Raw genomic sequence first — 14703 nt, 5'->3', positions numbered from 1 at the left:
GAGGCGCCAGCACGCCACGCTATCCCATCGACGACCTGGAAGGCGCCACCTGATGACTGTCCGGCTCAGCCTGTACCAGAAAGCCGAGCAAGAGCTCTACAAGCTCGACCGCTCGGTGAAGGCCAAGTTCTACGATTTCTCCCACCGCTTCCGGGAGAACCCGCACAGCAACGGCCTGCAGCTGAAGGCGCTCAAGGGCGACTCGCAAATCTTCTCCGCTCGGATCGACGACTCCTACCGCGCCTTGCTCACCCGCACCGGGACGGACGAGACGGGGGATGAGAGTTGGCTGGTCATCGCGGTTCGACACCGTCGAGACGTCTACGAGCAACTATCCGTCGCCATCAACCGCGTCTCCGGAGAGATCGAGTTCGTCGACCTCTCCGTCGTCGGCGAAGGCGCCCTGCGCCGCGCCGGCATCCAGCTCATCCCGGCCGAACCTGACGCGACCACCACCGTCGAGACCGAGGACACCCCCACCTCCGGACCAGATGCACAGCCCGACGCCGAGCCGGCTGCCCCGGCATCTCCGCTGCTTGCCGGGCACTCCCGGCAGCTGCTCCGCGAACTTGGCGTCGCTGAACCGCTCATCGACCTCGCGCTCACCCTCACCGACACCGCCGACCTCGACCGCCTGGTAGCGGGAGCACCGCTGCTGTCCCAGGACGTCCTGTACGGCCTGGCCGCTGGAATGAGCCCGGACGAAGTACGTGCCGAGATCACCGCTGCGGTTGCCTCAACCGACCAGATCGACCTCGGAGACTTCGGCGCCGCCCTCGCCCGCACCGCCGTCACCACCATCGATGACGCCCTGCAGAAAGTCCTGGAAGACGGCGATTTCCAGGCATGGAAGGTGTTTCTCCACCCCACCCAGGCTCGACTGGTCGATCGTGACTACAACGGCCCCGCCCGCGTCTCCGGCGGCCCTGGCACCGGCAAGACCATCGTCGCCCTGCATCGGATCCACCACCTCGTACGGCAGCTGAAGCCGGGCCGGGACAAGCCCATTCTGCTGACAACCTTCACCAAGAACCTCACGGCTGACCTGCGCGCTCGCCTCACCGACCTCATCGGGGACCCTGATCTCCTCGCCCGCGTGGAGATCGCCCACATCGACGAACTCGCCTACAAGGTCGTCAGCGAGAACGCGCTATCGGGCAGCGTCAAACGCCGCGTCGATGACCGCACGGCTCTCACCGAGCTGCGCACTGTTCTCGCTGAGGTCGGCCAGCAAGGGTCCTGGGAACCCGAGTTCCTCATTGAGGAGTGGGAACAGGTCATCCTCGGCCAGGCCGTGGGGACGCGCACGGCCTATTTCCAGACGCGCCGAGCTGGCCGTGGACGCCCGCTCACTCGCCCCGAACGAGCCGCCGTGTGGAAAATCCTCGACCAGTTCACCGCCCGCCTCGACAAGAAGGACATCGAGACCTGGGGCCAAGCCGCCGAACGCGCCGCCCGCTACGAGATGGAGCGCGCCGGCCGCATCCAGTCCCGTCAGGCGTACAAGGATCAGGTCGGCGGTCGCGACCTGATCCACCGCGACGCCGAGGCATCAATGAGCGACCTGAAACACCGCTACAAGCACATCGTCGTCGACGAGGCGCAGGACCTGCGCGCGGCACACTGGAAGATGCTGCGAGCCATGGTCGCCCCCGGCGACAACGACATGTTCATCGCCGGTGACACGCACCAACGGGTCTACGACAACCATGTCTCCCTCGGTTCTCTCGGAATCAACGTCCGAGGACGCTCCGCCCGCCTGTCCCTGAGCTACCGCACCACGAAGGAGATCCTCGCCCGCGCCCTGACGGTGATGTCCGGCGAGACATATGACGACCTCGACGACGGGACCGACACCCTGTCGGGCTACCGTTCCGTTCTGCACGGACCTGTACCCGAACTGCGCGGCTACGCCACTTGGGAGGAGGAACTCGACGGCCTGGCCGCCACTTTGCGTGAATGGCGCGACGGACTTGCCCACGAAAGCAGTGCAGCAGGCGACGTCCGCGGTCTGATCGCCGTCGCAGTCCCTGACCGAGACAAAGTGAGCCAGGTGATCTACCACCTCGCCACAAAGGCAGGTCTCGGCTACGCCCAACTGACCTCGGACGGCCCTCGCGGCGACGGCGAGATTCATGTGGGCACCATGCCCCGCTTCAAGGGTCTCGAGTACCAGCGCATCGTCATCGTAGGTGCAAGCAACAAGCTTGTCCCACGCACGGATTCGATCGACCGATACCGTGCTGATGATCCGGCACGCTACCGCCGGGAGTTGCGTAAGGCCCGCTCGATGCTGTTTGTCGCTGCCACACGTGCCCGTGACGCCCTCACCATCACCTGGCACGGCAATCCCAGCCCGTTTCTGACGGAGCCAGTGACCAAACGGAACTGAACGACAGCCGAGTACGGTGGTTCGGCGAGTCACCAAGAACGGCAGTCACCCGGCCTCGTGAGAGATCACGTCAAGACCAGACTCCTGCTCCGCAGGGCGCGTGGTAGGGGCAGTCGAACGTGGTCTGCAGGAGTCACCTGCTCGATCTCCGATCGCGTAGCGAGCCCGCCCAATGGTAAGCACGAGAGGGACGCTCCTGGGAGCCATCTGGGAGCCAACCCGCTCCCCAAGCCCCTTCGACACCACCCGAGACCGCCCCACCCCAACACCCTGATCAGGCAAAACAGCCAACCACCCGGTGGTGATCACGCCCGACCCTCATTCGGGACGAAGAGGTCGTGGGTTCAAATCCCGCCACCCCGACGCTGGTCAGAGGGCCAATCGCATGATCGCGATTGGCCCTTTGTCGTGTCCGGGGAGCCGAACAGGGGGCCAAACGATGTTGATTCTGCCGCAGCGGCGCTCCTAAACCATCTACAGACGCTACGACGCCCTACCTCCTCTGTTCCGCGATCGCAGTCCACAGCGTCATGGCCTCATACATCTGAGAGCGCGCTATGAGATTCGCCCCACGGCCTCAGCGGGGGAACGCTCCAAGGACCGCTCGCTCAACCCGCGCGACGAGCCTTGTCGACGGCCTTCTCCGGATGGGCGTCGACAAGACCAGGGCTGCCGGGGATGCCTGCTGCTTACGACCGCTGATCGGTGGCCCGGGGGGCGGATGCCGGACGTTCGGCGGGCCGTGGTGCGGTCATGTCGAGTAGGAGCAGAGCGTCGTGGTCGGGGGTGCCGGGTTCGGCGGTGTAGACGCCGATGCGCTGGCCGGGGGTGCCTTCCACGTGCAGGGACTGGGATGTGAGGGTGAGTGTGCCGACCTGCGGGTGCTGGAAGATCTTCTGTGCGGGCTTGCGTCCGGTGACCTCGTAGCGTTCCCACAGGCCGGCGAAGTCGGGGCTTTTCAGCAGGAGTTCGCCGACGAGGTTGGTGAGGTCGGGGGCGTCCGGGGCGGTGCCGGCAACGGCGCGCAGGCGGGCGACGCAGGCAGTGATCTGGCGGTCCCAGTCGGGGAAGAGATCGCGGGCTGCGGGGTGCAGGAAGAGGTAGCGGGCGAGATTGCGGTGCTTGACGGGCCAGTCGTCCAGGCCCGCGTACAGGGCGAGGCCACCGGGATTCCAGGCGAGCATGTCCATGCTGCGGCTGATGACGTAGGCCGGGTTCGGACGCAGCGACTCGAGCAGCAGCTTCAGATGCGGGCGCACGGTGCGACTGGGCGCGGGCGGGGGTTCGGACACGTAGCGGGCGGCGCGGGCCGCGAGCTCGCGCAGGTGCTGGTGCTCCTGGTCGTCCATATTCAGCGCGCGGGCGAGGGAGTCGAGCACGGCCGGACTGGGACGGGTCTCCTTGCCGCGCTCCAGACGGACGTAGTAGTCGATGCTGATGCCGGCAAGGGTGGCCAGCTCCTCGCGGCGCAGGCCGGGAGTGCGGCGTACGCCGGCGCCGACGGTCAGGCCGACGTGCTCAGGGCTGGTCTGGGTCCGACGGGCACGCAGGTAGCGGCCCAGCTCGGCGCCCTCGCTGTGCGCGCTCTGGGATGCCATGGCTCCAGTCTTATCCGGTCAGTGCCCGCAGTGCAGCGTGAGGGGGGCCCTGTCATTACCCCCGAAGAGCCCGCCCTGCCACATCTCCGCAATCCGGGCGAAGGTGAATGAGCAACACGCCGGTACCCCGGCCCCTACCCAGTCACCACAGGCGCGACCCACCGGGCCGGGCGGGAGTGGGGGTGCCGGGTACGCAATGGATCGAAAGAGGGCGAGATGCGGTACATCAAGCTGCGTGACCTGGAGGTTTCCCGGATCGGTCTGGGTGCGATGGGTATGTCCCACGGCTACACGGGCTCCGGCACCGACGACGCGGAGTCGATCAGGACCGTGCACCGGGCGCTGGAACTGGGCGTCACGCTCATCGACACGGCCGAGATCTACGGGCCGTACACGAACGAGGAACTACTCGGACGGGCTCTGAAGGGGCGCCGGGACCAAGTGGTCCTGGCCACAAAGTTCGGCCTGGTCTCGCACGGCGGCGAGGGCGCCTGGAACCTGGACTCCAGCCCGGCGAACATCCGCACCGCGGTCGAGGGCTCCCTGAAGAGGCTCGGCACCGACCACATCGACCTCTACTACCAGCACCGCGTCGACCCGAACACGCCGCTCGAGGAGACCGCCGGCGCCGTCAAGGAGCTGATCGCCGAGGGCAAGGTGCGGGCCTTCGGGCTCTCGGAGGCCGGCCCGGACACGATCCGCCGCGCCCACGCGGTGCAGCCGGTCACCGCGGTCCAGTCCGAGTACTCCCTGTTCACTCGCGGGATCGAGGAGAGGATCCTGCCCGTGCTGCGGGAGCTGAACATCGGGCTGGTGCCGTTCTCCCCGCTGGGCCGCGGCTTCCTGACCGGCACGGTGCGCTCCACCGACGAGTTCGACGAGAACGACTTCCGGCGCGACAACCCGCGCTTCACCGGCGAGAACTTCCAGCACAACCTGGCGCTCGCCGACGAGGTCAAGGCCCTGGCCGACGAGGCCGGTGCCACGCCCGGGCAAGTGGCGCTGGCCTGGCTGCTCGCCCAGGGAGACGACATCGCCCCGATCCCCGGCACCAAGCGCGTCAGCCGGGTCGAGGAGAACACCGCCGCCGACGCCGTCACCCTCACTGCCGAGCAGCTCGACCGGCTCTCCAGCCTGCCGCCCGCCGCCGGCGCCACCCACACCGAGGCCCAGGCCCGGATGCTCGAACGCTGACCCCCGCCCCGCTGCGGCCCCGGCCCATCCCCTGTTTGGAGCAACCTCCCTCATGCGTGCAGCAGTCATGTACGGTGCCCGCGACGTCCGCGTCGAGGACCGGCCCGACCCGAAGATCGTCCAGCCGACCGACGCGGTCGTCCGCGTGGTCACCTCCTGCGTGTGCGGCAGCGACCTGTGGCCCTATGCAGCCATGCCCGCCACCGACACCGGCCGCCCCATGGGCCACGAGTTCCTCGGCGTCGTGGAGGAGACCGGCGCGGACGTGACCGCCCTGAAGTCCGGCGACCTGGTCGTCGCCCCCTTCACCTACAGCGACAACACCTGCGACTACTGCGCCAAGGGCCTCCACATCTCGTGCCGCAACGGCGGCCGGTACGGCTTCGACGGCGTCGACGGTGGACAGGGCGAAGCCGTCCGCGTCCCGTACGCGGACGGCACCCTGGTGAAGCTGCCGGTGGCCGCCGACTCCGCGCTGCTGCCCTCCCTGCTGGCACTCTCCGACGTGATGACCACCGGCCACCACGGCGCCGTCACCGCCGGCATCGGCCGCGGTGACACGGTGCTCGTGGTCGGGGACGGCGCGGTCGGCCTGTGCGCGGTCATCGCCGCGCATCGGCTCGGGGCCGAGCGGATCGTGCTCGCAGGACGCCACTCGGCCCGCACCGACCTGGGCCGCAGGTTCGGCGCCACCGAAGTCGTCGCCGAGCGCGGTGAAGAGGGCGTCGCCCGCATCCGCGAACTGACCGGGGGCGTGGACAAGGTCATCGAGGCCGTCGGCACCCGCCCGGCCCTGGACACCGCGCTCGGCGCGGTCCTGGACGGCGGCACGATCAGCCGACTGGGCGTCCCGCAGTACGAGCAGGGACCGATCGGCCCGGCCGAGTTCATGCGCAACATCACCCTGACCGGCGGCGCCGGCCCCGCCCGCGCCTACATCGAGCAGCTGCTGCCCGACGTCCTGGACGGCACCATCGCCCCCGGCCACGTCTTCGACCAGGAATTCGCCCTCGACCGGACACCGGACGCCTACCGGGCCATGGCCGACCGCCAGGTCCTCAAGGCCCTCATCCGCCCCTGACCACCTGCTCCCACCCGCACAACGAAGGACACCCACGCATGCAGACCGTCACCCTCAACAACGGCGTCGAGATGCCGCTCCTCGGCTTCGGCGTCTACCAGATCCCCACCGAGGACACCGAGCGCGCCGTCTCCGAAGCCCTCGCCGCCGGCTACCGGCTGCTGGACACCGCCGCCGCCTACGGCAACGAGGAAGCCGTGGGCCACGCGATCAAGTCCAGCGGCGTCCCCCGCGAGGACCTGTTCGTCACCACCAAGCTCTGGGTGCAGGACGCCCCCGCCCAGGACAACACCCGCCGCGCGTTCGAGACATCCCTGAACAAGCTGGGCCTGGACCACCTCGACCTGTATCTGATGCACCAGCCCTTCGGCGACGTCTACGGCCAGTGGCGCGCCATGGAAGCCCTCCACCGCGAGGGCACGGCCAAGGCGATCGGTGTCGCCAACTTCTACCCCGACCGGCTGGTCGACCTCATCGTCAACAACGAGATCACCCCGGCCGTCAACCAGATCGAGACCCACCCGTTCTTCCAGCGCGCCGACCACCAGGCACTGATGCGCGAACACGGCGTGCAGATCCAGTCCTGGGGCGGCTTCGCCGAAGGCAAGAACGACCTGTTCACCAACCCGCTGCTCGCCGGCATCGGCAAGGAGTACGGCAAGTCGGTCGCCCAGGTCGTCCTGCGCTGGCTCACCCAGCGCGGTGTCATCGCCATCCCCAAGTCCGTACGCGCCGAGCGCATGGCCGAGAACATCGACGTCTTCGACTTCCAGCTCACCGACGAGCAGATGGCCCAGATCGCCGGCCTCGACACCGGCAGCTCCCTGTTCTTCGACCACCATGACCCCGAGATCGTCACCTGGCTCGCGGGGCGCCGCCTTGACGCCTGACGCACGCTCGCCCGGGGATCGATCGGCGGCCGGTCAGGACCCGTCTGCCGGCGAGCACACAGCAGCGTGTGCGGTCAGAGCCAGTCCCAGTGCCTGAAAGCGAAGTACAGCGTCAGAGAGACAACGACGATGACGGCGCTGGAAACGATGAAACCCGCCTGCTGTCCGAAGCCGGGGTAGGGAAGGTTCTGTCCGTAGAAGCCAGTGATCGCCGTGGGCACGGCGATGATCGCGGCCCAGCTCGTCACCTTCTTCATGATCAGGTTCATCCGGTTCGCCTGCACCGACAAGTTGGTCTCCATCACCGAGGCCACCAGGTCGCGCAGCGACTCCGTCCACTCGCCGGCACGCAGCACGTGGTCGTACACATCGCGGTAGTACGGCAGCAGGGGGCCGTCGACGACGTCGAGGTCGGGACGCATGAGGGCGTTGACGACCTCCCGCATGGGCAGGACCACGCGACGGAGCCGGACCAGTGACTTCCGCAGGGCGTAGGACTGGCGCTGCACGGTCTGGATCTCCCGGCCGCCCTCGGCGAAGAGCAGATCGTCAAGTTCCTCGATACGTTCGTCGAGTTGCCGTACCGCGGCGAAGTGCCCGTCGACGACGTAGTCGAGCAGGCCGTGGAGCAGCAGGGCGACCCCGTGTGCTGCCAGAGCCGGCGTACGGTCCCAGCGGGCAACCAGCTCGTCGAGGTCGAACGCGGCGTCCTTACGGACGGTGATCAGCGCCTGCGGCGTGAGGATGACCGCGAGCTCGCTCATCGTCAGTCCTGCGCCGTCCGGGGCGACGGCGACCGCGTAGACACTGAGGAAGTGATGGGTGCGGTAGCTGTCGAGTTTCGCCCGTTGTCCCTCGTGCAGCGCGTCCTCGAGCGCCAGCTCATGGAGACCGAGTTCCTCGCCGACCGCCGTGAACTCGGCGCGGTTCGGGCGGTACAGGTCCAACCACACGATCGAAGACGGATCCGCCAGATGCCGGGAGATGTCACGGACCGGGAAGTCCTCCTCGACCAGGGAGCCGTCGCGGTACAGCCGAGTACGGGCCATGTCGCGCACCCTAACGGCATCAGCGGAGCAGCAGCGGACACCACTACCGGACATCCACCCCGACGGGTGGGACAGTGACTGACACGAAGAGATGGTGTGATCCACGCGGCCGACCTCCGCGAGTGACACAACTGGAACACCGTTGCCTTGAAGAGCCGGCAGACGCACCGTCCACGTGGACGGCGGACAGCGGCCGGCCCGCCGCTGATACCGGGATGCTGACGACCTGCTGTTTCTTCTGCCAAACGCGGATGGGGCACAGCCGTGGGCCCCGCGTCCGGCAGGGCGGTCCGGCCGGCCACCCGACCTGCCCTTCTGCGTGGGATACCACCGCCGTCTCCTGGCGCAATGCCCGACATCGCTCACATGCCACTTGCCTGAGCGAGGTCGGGCACTCGCCGTTAGCGTGAAAGGAAGGGGCACGACAGGCCGCCTGTTGCGTCGGAAAGTGGTGACCGAAGATGACGGAGACCGGACTGCCGAACCGGCCCGAGACCCCTCGCGCGGGATCATTGGGCGAGCGCGGCGGGAAGAGTGCGGGGGTGCCGCACGGAAGCCATCCGGGGTCGCGTGGCCGTACAACGATCGCCGACGGTGTGGTGGCGAAGATCGCCGGGATGGCGGCCCGGGATGTGCCGGGCGTCCATTCGATGGGCGGTGGGTTCGCCCGTGGCATGGGGGCCATGCGTGAGCGGATGCCCGGTGCGGGCGGGAAGTCCGTCACCAGCGGAGTGAAGGTCGAGGTCGGCGATGTACAGACCGCAGTGGACCTGGAGATCGTCGTCGAGTACGGCGTCTCCATCATCGAGGTCGCGGGCGACGTCAGAGAGAACGTGATCGCTGCCATCGAGCGGATGACCGGTCTGGAAGTTGTCGAGGTCAATATCGCGGTCGGCGATGTGCATTTGTTCGACGAGGACGAGGGACAACAAGAGCGGCGGCTCGAGTAATCGCTTGCCGGAGCCACGGCGAGCAAGGAGCGCGCGATGGGCATGGCCGCGGTTGGCCTGATCACCGGGATGGGGCTGGATTCCGCCGGACACTTCGCCGGCTTCGGCGCGTTCTTGCTGGTGGAAGCACCGGGTGTCATCGAGTTCGTCGCCGGACGGTTCGCCGACGGTGACGGGGAACTCGGTGACCTCTTCCACAACCGCGAGCACGGTAACCGGCGACGGTGAGACCAGCCGCTCCTCGGAGGACGACCGCCGACGGAAGTGAGCCGACGTCCAGGAGCGGTCCGTTCGGCCTCTTCGGGGAGTAGCGTGAATTCATCGGGAGCACTTCGCACACCGGCTCCGATGCCGGTTTCGTTCCCGGTGAGCAATCGACACCGGGCAACTGCCCTCGCGCAGAGGTCCGGAGACGGGTTCGCGCGATGTCCGCGACCACCTCTCATCCTCCGCTGCGGGCCGTTCCCTTCAGGGCCCCGACCGCGCGACTCGCCCTGAAAGCCGTGAGTCCTTCACCAGGGCACGCCGAACTGGACGGTGCCTGGTGGCCCCGTTCACGTGACCTGACACACGAACTCTCCGCTCTGGCGGACGTACTGGATCCGCTGTGGGGCCGGATCACCCATGTCGCCGTCAACCCCCGCCACTGGCCGATCCTCCCCCGCAAGATCCTCGTCAACGGCCATGTGGTGAGGGCCGGTTGGATCACGTCGGAGCAGGATCCGCACAAGATCCTGCTGCTGTCCTATACGGCAGGCCGCTGGGACCTCTTGGTGATACCCCCGGAGACCAGCGCTCCCTCGGCCGCCCGGCTGATGGCCGCCGCGAGCGCGAACACCGGCCCGCCGATGACCGCGACCGCCCTCATGACGGCGGAACAGGCCGGCGGGACCTCCTCCTCGTACGAGGCCGCCAGCGGCCGGCCCGGCCGAGTGGTGGTGGGGGTGTGACGGTCGTCGTCGCCACCCTGGCCGTCGGTGCCTGATGATTCGCCGGGCAGTCCGTGGCGGGCCGGATCACACGTGACCACCTGCCGCGGCCGCCATGAGCGGTTCCGCTGTCTCCTCGGTCGTATCCGGAGGCACGACCAGCAGGTCCCAGCGCCCCCGGCCGGGGGCGAGCAGGACGATCGTGTGCGGGGCGGATGCCGCCACGGTCCTGCGCAGGCGTACGACCTGGTTGAAAACGAGCATCCGGCCGGGCACCGCGGGCCACGTCGCCCCGTTGACGGTGACGCTGGTGATGTGACCCCACGCGCGCGGCAACCCGGCAAGCAGCTGGGGGAGTTCGGAGAGCAGGTCGTACGAACGGGGCCACCACGCTCCGTCGATGGGTCGGGGCATGCCGCTGCGGGATGCGAGACGCATCCGGAGGACGGGGTGGGAGGGAAGCGGGGACCGCAGTGCGGTGGTCATGAAGGCTCCTGCCAACTGCCGTAAGTGATCGACTGGTTGACGTCAGGCGCGACGGGCCGCGACCCGCTGCGCCGTCGGCCAGCGCACGTCGTGCACCCAGCCGAGGCGTTCGAGGAGGCGGATGACGGCGGCCGACGGGTCGATCTGACCGCGGTCGACGCCGTGCCGGGCGCTGGTGGGGTCGGCGTGGTGGAGGTTGTGCCAGCTCTCGCCGAACGAGAGCAGGGCGAGGGGCCACAGATTGGTGGCCCGGTCGTGGCGCCGGGTGCGGAACGGGCGCTCACCGATCATGTGACAGAGGGAGTTCACGCTCCAGGTGACGTGATGGAGCAGCGCGATACGCACAAGTCCCGCCCACAGCAGGGCGGTCACGCCGTACACCCACGTACCGCCGATGGCCCAGCCCACCGCGAACGGCAGGGCGGCCGGACGTTGACTGGCAGCACGGTGCAGGGCCATGCCACCCCGGAACACACGGCGGAGCATTCCGCCTTCCCGCCTCGCCCAGACCCCGCAGGAACTCACCTACCGGACAACAGCGAGGCCGGCATGACTGTTTCACGGACCATCAGGAACCAGGCGCAGACGATGAAAGGAAGGATCACGGAAGAGCTCGGCCGGGTCACCCGCAACAGGCGGCTGCAACGCCGAGGCAGGATCGACCGGGTCTCCGGAAGCCTGAAACAGGCCGTCGAGAAGACCAAGGACGCCTTCAGGCGGAACGGGAGCGGCCCCCGATGATGTACGACCAGACGCGCGCCCGGCAGTCCGCCGGCCACACCCCGGGCCCGGCCGGGCGCCGCAGCCCGGGCCCGGAGCCGCTGCTCTCGTCGATCGAACGGGACAAGGTCGTCCGGCGCCTCCGGCACGCCCTCAACACCTTCGCCGACACCCCGCGCGAGGCGCTGGATGAGGCCGAGAGCGCCTTCGACGAAGCCACCGCCCAGCTCGTGAACGCCCTCGCGGAACGGCGGCGTCTCCTGCGCGCCGGCTCTGGCAGGACCAGGACCCCGAGACACAGTCCGACGAACTCCGGCACGCGCTGAGGCAGTACCGGGAGATCACCCAACGACTGCTCCAGCTCTAGGCGGCCACTACTCCGCGCTGCTTCGAAGCGCGGAGTAGTGTGGACAGTACCGAGAGCATTTCGCACACCGGCTTCCACGCCGGGTCGTTCTCGGCGAAAGATGAAACCCGGGCCGCCGCAGAAGCGGCCCGGAGACGGGTCCGCATCATGTCGGCGACCTTGCTTCCACCCCTGCCGCATCCCGAGCCCGTCGCAGCCCCGGCCGCGCGTCTCACCCTGAAGACCGACGGCACCTCCCGCGGACTCCTGGACGGTGCCTGGTGGCCCCGCTCCCGGGATCTGCTGAGCGAACTGCCCGCGCTGACCGACGTGTTGGACCCTCTGTGGGGCCGCATCACCCGCATCGCCGTCAACCCGAAGTACTGGCAGGTCATCCCGCCCAAGGTTCCCGTGCACGGCCACATGGTCAAGGTCGGCTGGTTCACCCCGGAAATCGACCCGCACAAGCTGCTGCTGCTCTCCTACGGCACCGGCCGCTGGGACCTGCTGATCATCCCGCCCGAAACCGGGGCGGAGTCGGCGGCCCGGCTGATGGCTGCCGCGTCCGACTACGACGGCCCGCCACTGACCGCGAGCGCGCTCATCGCCGCGGACGAGGCCCGGCACGGCGTCTTGGCGACCGACGAGCCACTGGACCCGGACGAGGCATGGGAGTACGAGGGCGGCGCCTCCGCTGTGTCGGTGTCGGCGGCCGTTCCGCAACAGGCCGGTCCCCCCGGCCGGGCCAGCCGCCTGGTGATCGGTATGTGAGGTGGCCGCCATGAACGCCTTCCTGACAGCCGCCGCCTTCGCGGTCCTCATCGCAGCGGCGGCGTACATGATCCACCGGCTCAACATCCAGCACGCCGACAGAATCGCCGTGCACCAGTACAGCGCCCGCCTGCCCGGCCGCCGCGGCCGCGGCACGCCGCAGCCCCCGGTGGAACCGGACCGGTCCGAGTCGCCGACCACCGGCGAACGGCGGGACCACCGCGACGGGGGCCGCGGCCGCTTCCCGCCGCGCCGCCGCCGCAGCCCTGCCACTCACCACAGGTGACCAGCCGGTCTCCCCCCACCGGCCGCGCGTACGGACCGTCGGCTCGACCCGTGGCGACGCGTGTGCCCGAGCGCCTGCACCCGCGGGCCCTGGACCGCGCGAGGAGCAGCCGGGACCCATGAACCGACGCATCCGAACCGAGGCATCCGAACCGAGGCGTCATGACCCTTCCGCAGCTGAACGTCTACCGGCACGACCGGGGCAGTCGGGCGCTGATCACCCTGGCCGGTGAGATCGACCCGGCCACCGCACCCCAGGTGCGCGCCGCTCTGGAGCGGTGCCTGCATGACGGCATCACCACCATCGACGTGGATCTGACCACCGTCGGCCGCTGCGACAACAGCGGTCTGCGCGTCTTCCTCGACGCGTCGCGGCACGCCGCCGGGAGCCACGCGTCCCTGCGGCTGCACCACCCGTCCCCGCACACCGCGCGGCTCCTCGCGGACACCGGCTCCGATCTTCTGCTCCTGTGACGGCTCCGGGAGAGACCTGGTGCACAGCTGTACGAAGAGCCACCTTTTCTGATCATGCGTGACATGCCGTTCTCTGGAGTAATGGGCTGTTCGGGGTGACCGGCCGCGTCACTCTGTGCGGGTTGATCACGGTCGTGTCAGGAGCCCGTGTGTCGGTGCGGGCGCTGGACTCGCGGCACGCGGTGAGCATGGACACGGTCGCCGATGCTTTGACGACGCCGGTGCGGGGGTGCGGTTGTGACGGAAGGCGAGCGCCGACCTGACAAGGTCATGCTGGACCGGTCGGAAGGGTTCGGTGAGCGGCTGCTGGGGGTGCTGCTGGACCGGGCACACGAGATGCCGCCGCAGCTGATCGCCCCGCTGATCGCGGAAGAGGTGGCCAGGGTCGGTGGCCGCGACGTCTCGATCCTGCTGCAGGACTACGGCCAGCTGGTGCTGGTACCGCTGCCGGGTCGGCGACTGATGGTCGGCGAGCCCGAGCCGATCGACGACTCCCCCGCCGGTACGGCCTTTCTGCACGCGACCAGTGCCGAGGTGCCGGAGGCCGACGGCGTCCGGATGTACCTGCCGTTGCTGGACGGCAGCGACCAGGTGGGCGTGATGGCCCTCACCCTGGACACCGTCGATGACAACGACCGGCGGCTGCTGCGCAGGCTCGCCGGCCTGGTCGCCGACATGCTGGTCACCAAGCACAGCTACACCGATCAGTTCTTCCGCGCCCGGCGCCGTGAACCGATGAGTTTGGCCGCGGAGATCCAGTGGTCCCTGCTGCCGCCGCTGGCGATGTCGGTCCCGCAGGTCGCGGTGGCCGGAATCCTGGAGCCCGCCTACGACGTCGCGGGCGACAGCTTCGACTACGCCCTCAACGAGGACATCCTGCACGTGGCCATGGTCGATGCGATGGGCCACGGCCTGGACGCCGCCACGATGGCGACCGTCGCCGTCGGGGCCTACCGGCACGCCAGACGTGCCGACATCGGCCTGTCCGAGATCTACGCGTTCATGGACCGGGCCATCGCCGAGCAGTTCGGGCCCGACCACTTCGTCACCGCCCAGATGATGCGTCTGAACATCGCGACGGGCCACCTGCAGTGGGTCAACGCGGGCCACCCCGCACCGCTGCTGATCCGCGACCACCGGGTCGTCCGGCAACTGACAGGCCCTACCACCCTGCCCGTCGGCTTCGGCGGTGAAGAGCCTCGGATCAGCGGGCAGATGCTCCAACGCGGCGACCGGGTGCTGTGCTTCACCGACGGCCTGATCGAGGAGCACGAAGCCGGCGAAGAACAGTTCGGCGAAGAACAACTCATCCACTGGGTCAACCGCATCGAACACACGACGAAGGGGGTACGAGCGGTGGTGCGCTCACTCTCCCACGCCCTGAAGCAGCAACGGGGCGGCCGCACCACCGACGACGCGACCCTCTTCCTGATCGAATGGCGCGGGGGCGCCGCCGACCACCTGGTGCTCCTGGAGTGAGCCGACAACCACCCGGCGAAGACAGGGCCGACGCCACAGGGACCCGCTGCCTGGCTGCG

15 protein-coding genes and 2 pseudogenes are annotated in these 14703 nt (G+C 68.8%); 13 read left to right on the top strand and 4 right to left on the bottom strand.

The window, feature by feature from the left end:
• The first annotated feature begins 52 nt into the window (after positions 1–52).
• The gene (locus tag LJ657_RS16420; RefSeq protein ID WP_232649350.1) at positions 53–2392 is read left to right on the top strand and encodes a UvrD-helicase domain-containing protein; all 2340 of its coding nucleotides are present in this window, start codon (positions 53–55) and stop codon (positions 2390–2392) included.
• Between the two features lie 689 nt (positions 2393–3081).
• Here the strand turns inward: LJ657_RS16420 and LJ657_RS16415 are convergent.
• Positions 3082–3990: a helix-turn-helix transcriptional regulator gene (locus LJ657_RS16415; RefSeq protein ID WP_232649349.1), complete on the bottom strand. Its 909-nt coding sequence runs from the start codon at positions 3988–3990 to the stop codon at positions 3082–3084.
• A gap of 216 nt (positions 3991–4206) precedes the next feature.
• Here LJ657_RS16415 and LJ657_RS16410 point away from each other — a divergent pair, with 216 nt between their 5' ends.
• From LJ657_RS16410 to LJ657_RS16400, 3 genes are read left to right on the top strand one after another with little or no spacing between them, the layout of a single operon-like run.
• Positions 4207–5184, top strand: coding sequence for an aldo/keto reductase (locus LJ657_RS16410; RefSeq protein WP_232649348.1), 978 nt, complete (start codon positions 4207–4209; stop codon positions 5182–5184).
• A gap of 52 nt (positions 5185–5236) precedes the next feature.
• On the top strand, positions 5237–6265 hold the full coding sequence (locus LJ657_RS16405; RefSeq protein WP_232649347.1) for a zinc-binding dehydrogenase: 1029 nt from the start codon (positions 5237–5239) through the stop codon (positions 6263–6265).
• Between the two features lie 38 nt (positions 6266–6303).
• Entirely contained in the window at positions 6304–7155 is an 852-nt protein-coding gene (locus LJ657_RS16400) for an aldo/keto reductase (RefSeq protein WP_232649346.1), read from the top strand.
• A 74-nt stretch (positions 7156–7229) separates the two neighbouring features.
• On the opposite strand, the gene LJ657_RS16395 is transcribed toward LJ657_RS16400, so the two are convergent.
• A complete protein-coding gene (locus LJ657_RS16395; RefSeq protein ID WP_232649345.1) occupies positions 7230–8204 on the bottom strand; it encodes a magnesium transporter CorA family protein in 975 nt (324 codons plus the stop codon).
• Between the two features lie 461 nt (positions 8205–8665).
• Here LJ657_RS16395 and LJ657_RS16390 point away from each other — a divergent pair, with 461 nt between their 5' ends.
• From LJ657_RS16390 to LJ657_RS16380, 3 genes are all read left to right on the top strand, one after another.
• Positions 8666–9154 (top strand): Asp23/Gls24 family envelope stress response protein, encoded by a 489-nt coding sequence (locus tag LJ657_RS16390; protein ID WP_232649344.1) that lies wholly within the window; start codon positions 8666–8668, stop codon positions 9152–9154.
• Between the two features lie 36 nt (positions 9155–9190).
• Positions 9191–9382, top strand: coding sequence for a hypothetical protein (locus LJ657_RS16385; RefSeq protein ID WP_232649343.1), 192 nt, complete (start codon positions 9191–9193; stop codon positions 9380–9382).
• A gap of 197 nt (positions 9383–9579) precedes the next feature.
• The gene (locus LJ657_RS16380) at positions 9580–10104 is read left to right on the top strand and encodes a DUF5994 family protein (protein ID WP_232649342.1); all 525 of its coding nucleotides are present in this window, start codon (positions 9580–9582) and stop codon (positions 10102–10104) included.
• 66 nt (positions 10105–10170) lie between these two features.
• Here LJ657_RS16380 and LJ657_RS16375 read toward each other — a convergent pair whose 3' ends face one another.
• Both LJ657_RS16375 and LJ657_RS16370 read right to left on the bottom strand, forming a co-directional pair.
• Complete coding sequence (locus LJ657_RS16375; RefSeq protein ID WP_232649341.1) at positions 10171–10569, bottom strand: DUF5994 family protein; 399 nt, start codon at positions 10567–10569, stop codon at positions 10171–10173.
• A gap of 42 nt (positions 10570–10611) precedes the next feature.
• A pseudogene (locus tag LJ657_RS16370) lies at positions 10612–10992 on the bottom strand (acyl-CoA desaturase); the annotation flags it as partial.
• Here LJ657_RS16370 and LJ657_RS48935 point away from each other — a divergent pair.
• The 6 genes and pseudogenes from LJ657_RS48935 to LJ657_RS16345 all read left to right on the top strand — a co-directional run bounded on the left by LJ657_RS48935 (position 10894) and on the right by LJ657_RS16345 (position 14644).
• Positions 10894–11310, top strand: coding sequence for a CsbD family protein (locus LJ657_RS48935; protein WP_372487925.1), 417 nt, complete (start codon positions 10894–10896; stop codon positions 11308–11310). The pseudogene LJ657_RS16370 and the gene LJ657_RS48935 sit on opposite strands and share 99 nt — an antisense overlap.
• Positions 11307–11656 (top strand): annotated as a pseudogene (locus LJ657_RS16365) (hypothetical protein). Before LJ657_RS48935 ends, LJ657_RS16365 begins: the two are co-directional and overlap by 4 nt.
• Positions 11657–11695: 39 nt before the next feature.
• Complete coding sequence (locus LJ657_RS16360; RefSeq protein WP_232649340.1) at positions 11696–12406, top strand: DUF5994 family protein; 711 nt, start codon at positions 11696–11698, stop codon at positions 12404–12406.
• A gap of 10 nt (positions 12407–12416) precedes the next feature.
• On the top strand, positions 12417–12692 hold the full coding sequence (locus tag LJ657_RS16355) for a hypothetical protein (protein WP_232649339.1): 276 nt from the start codon (positions 12417–12419) through the stop codon (positions 12690–12692).
• A 161-nt stretch (positions 12693–12853) separates the two neighbouring features.
• The gene (locus LJ657_RS16350) at positions 12854–13165 is read left to right on the top strand and encodes an STAS domain-containing protein (protein ID WP_232649338.1); all 312 of its coding nucleotides are present in this window, start codon (positions 12854–12856) and stop codon (positions 13163–13165) included.
• 237 nt (positions 13166–13402) lie between these two features.
• Positions 13403–14644: a PP2C family protein-serine/threonine phosphatase gene (locus LJ657_RS16345; protein ID WP_232649337.1), complete on the top strand. Its 1242-nt coding sequence runs from the start codon at positions 13403–13405 to the stop codon at positions 14642–14644.
• The last annotated feature ends 59 nt before the right edge of the window (positions 14645–14703 follow it).

It is taken from the genome of Streptomyces guryensis (assembly GCF_021261325.1).
Classification (GTDB): Bacteria; Actinomycetota; Actinomycetes; order Streptomycetales; family Streptomycetaceae; genus Streptomyces; species Streptomyces guryensis.
This window is presented reverse-complemented; position numbering and strand designations above follow the sequence as displayed.

Excerpts from the sequence above, each read along its gene's own strand:
- LJ657_RS16415 (WP_232649349.1), bottom strand. The coding sequence starts at position 3,990 with ATGGCATCCCAGAGCGCGCACAGCGAGGGCGCCGAGCTGGGCCGCTAC.
- LJ657_RS16375 (WP_232649341.1), bottom strand. The coding sequence starts at position 10,569 with ATGACCACCGCACTGCGGTCCCCGCTTCCCTCCCACCCCGTCCTCCGG.
- LJ657_RS16405 (WP_232649347.1), top strand. The coding sequence starts at position 5,237 with ATGCGTGCAGCAGTCATGTACGGTGCCCGCGACGTCCGCGTCGAGGAC.
- LJ657_RS16355 (WP_232649339.1), top strand. The coding sequence starts at position 12,417 with ATGAACGCCTTCCTGACAGCCGCCGCCTTCGCGGTCCTCATCGCAGCG.
- LJ657_RS16420 (WP_232649350.1), top strand. The coding sequence starts at position 53 with ATGACTGTCCGGCTCAGCCTGTACCAGAAAGCCGAGCAAGAGCTCTAC.
- LJ657_RS16390 (WP_232649344.1), top strand. The coding sequence starts at position 8,666 with ATGACGGAGACCGGACTGCCGAACCGGCCCGAGACCCCTCGCGCGGGA.
- LJ657_RS16385 (WP_232649343.1), top strand. The coding sequence starts at position 9,191 with ATGGGCATGGCCGCGGTTGGCCTGATCACCGGGATGGGGCTGGATTCC.
- LJ657_RS16395 (WP_232649345.1), bottom strand. The coding sequence starts at position 8,204 with ATGGCCCGTACTCGGCTGTACCGCGACGGCTCCCTGGTCGAGGAGGAC.
- LJ657_RS16400 (WP_232649346.1), top strand. The coding sequence starts at position 6,304 with ATGCAGACCGTCACCCTCAACAACGGCGTCGAGATGCCGCTCCTCGGC.
- LJ657_RS16380 (WP_232649342.1), top strand. The coding sequence starts at position 9,580 with ATGTCCGCGACCACCTCTCATCCTCCGCTGCGGGCCGTTCCCTTCAGG.
- LJ657_RS16410 (WP_232649348.1), top strand. The coding sequence starts at position 4,207 with ATGCGGTACATCAAGCTGCGTGACCTGGAGGTTTCCCGGATCGGTCTG.
- LJ657_RS48935 (WP_372487925.1), top strand. The coding sequence starts at position 10,894 with ATGGAGCAGCGCGATACGCACAAGTCCCGCCCACAGCAGGGCGGTCAC.
- LJ657_RS16350 (WP_232649338.1), top strand. The coding sequence starts at position 12,854 with ATGACCCTTCCGCAGCTGAACGTCTACCGGCACGACCGGGGCAGTCGG.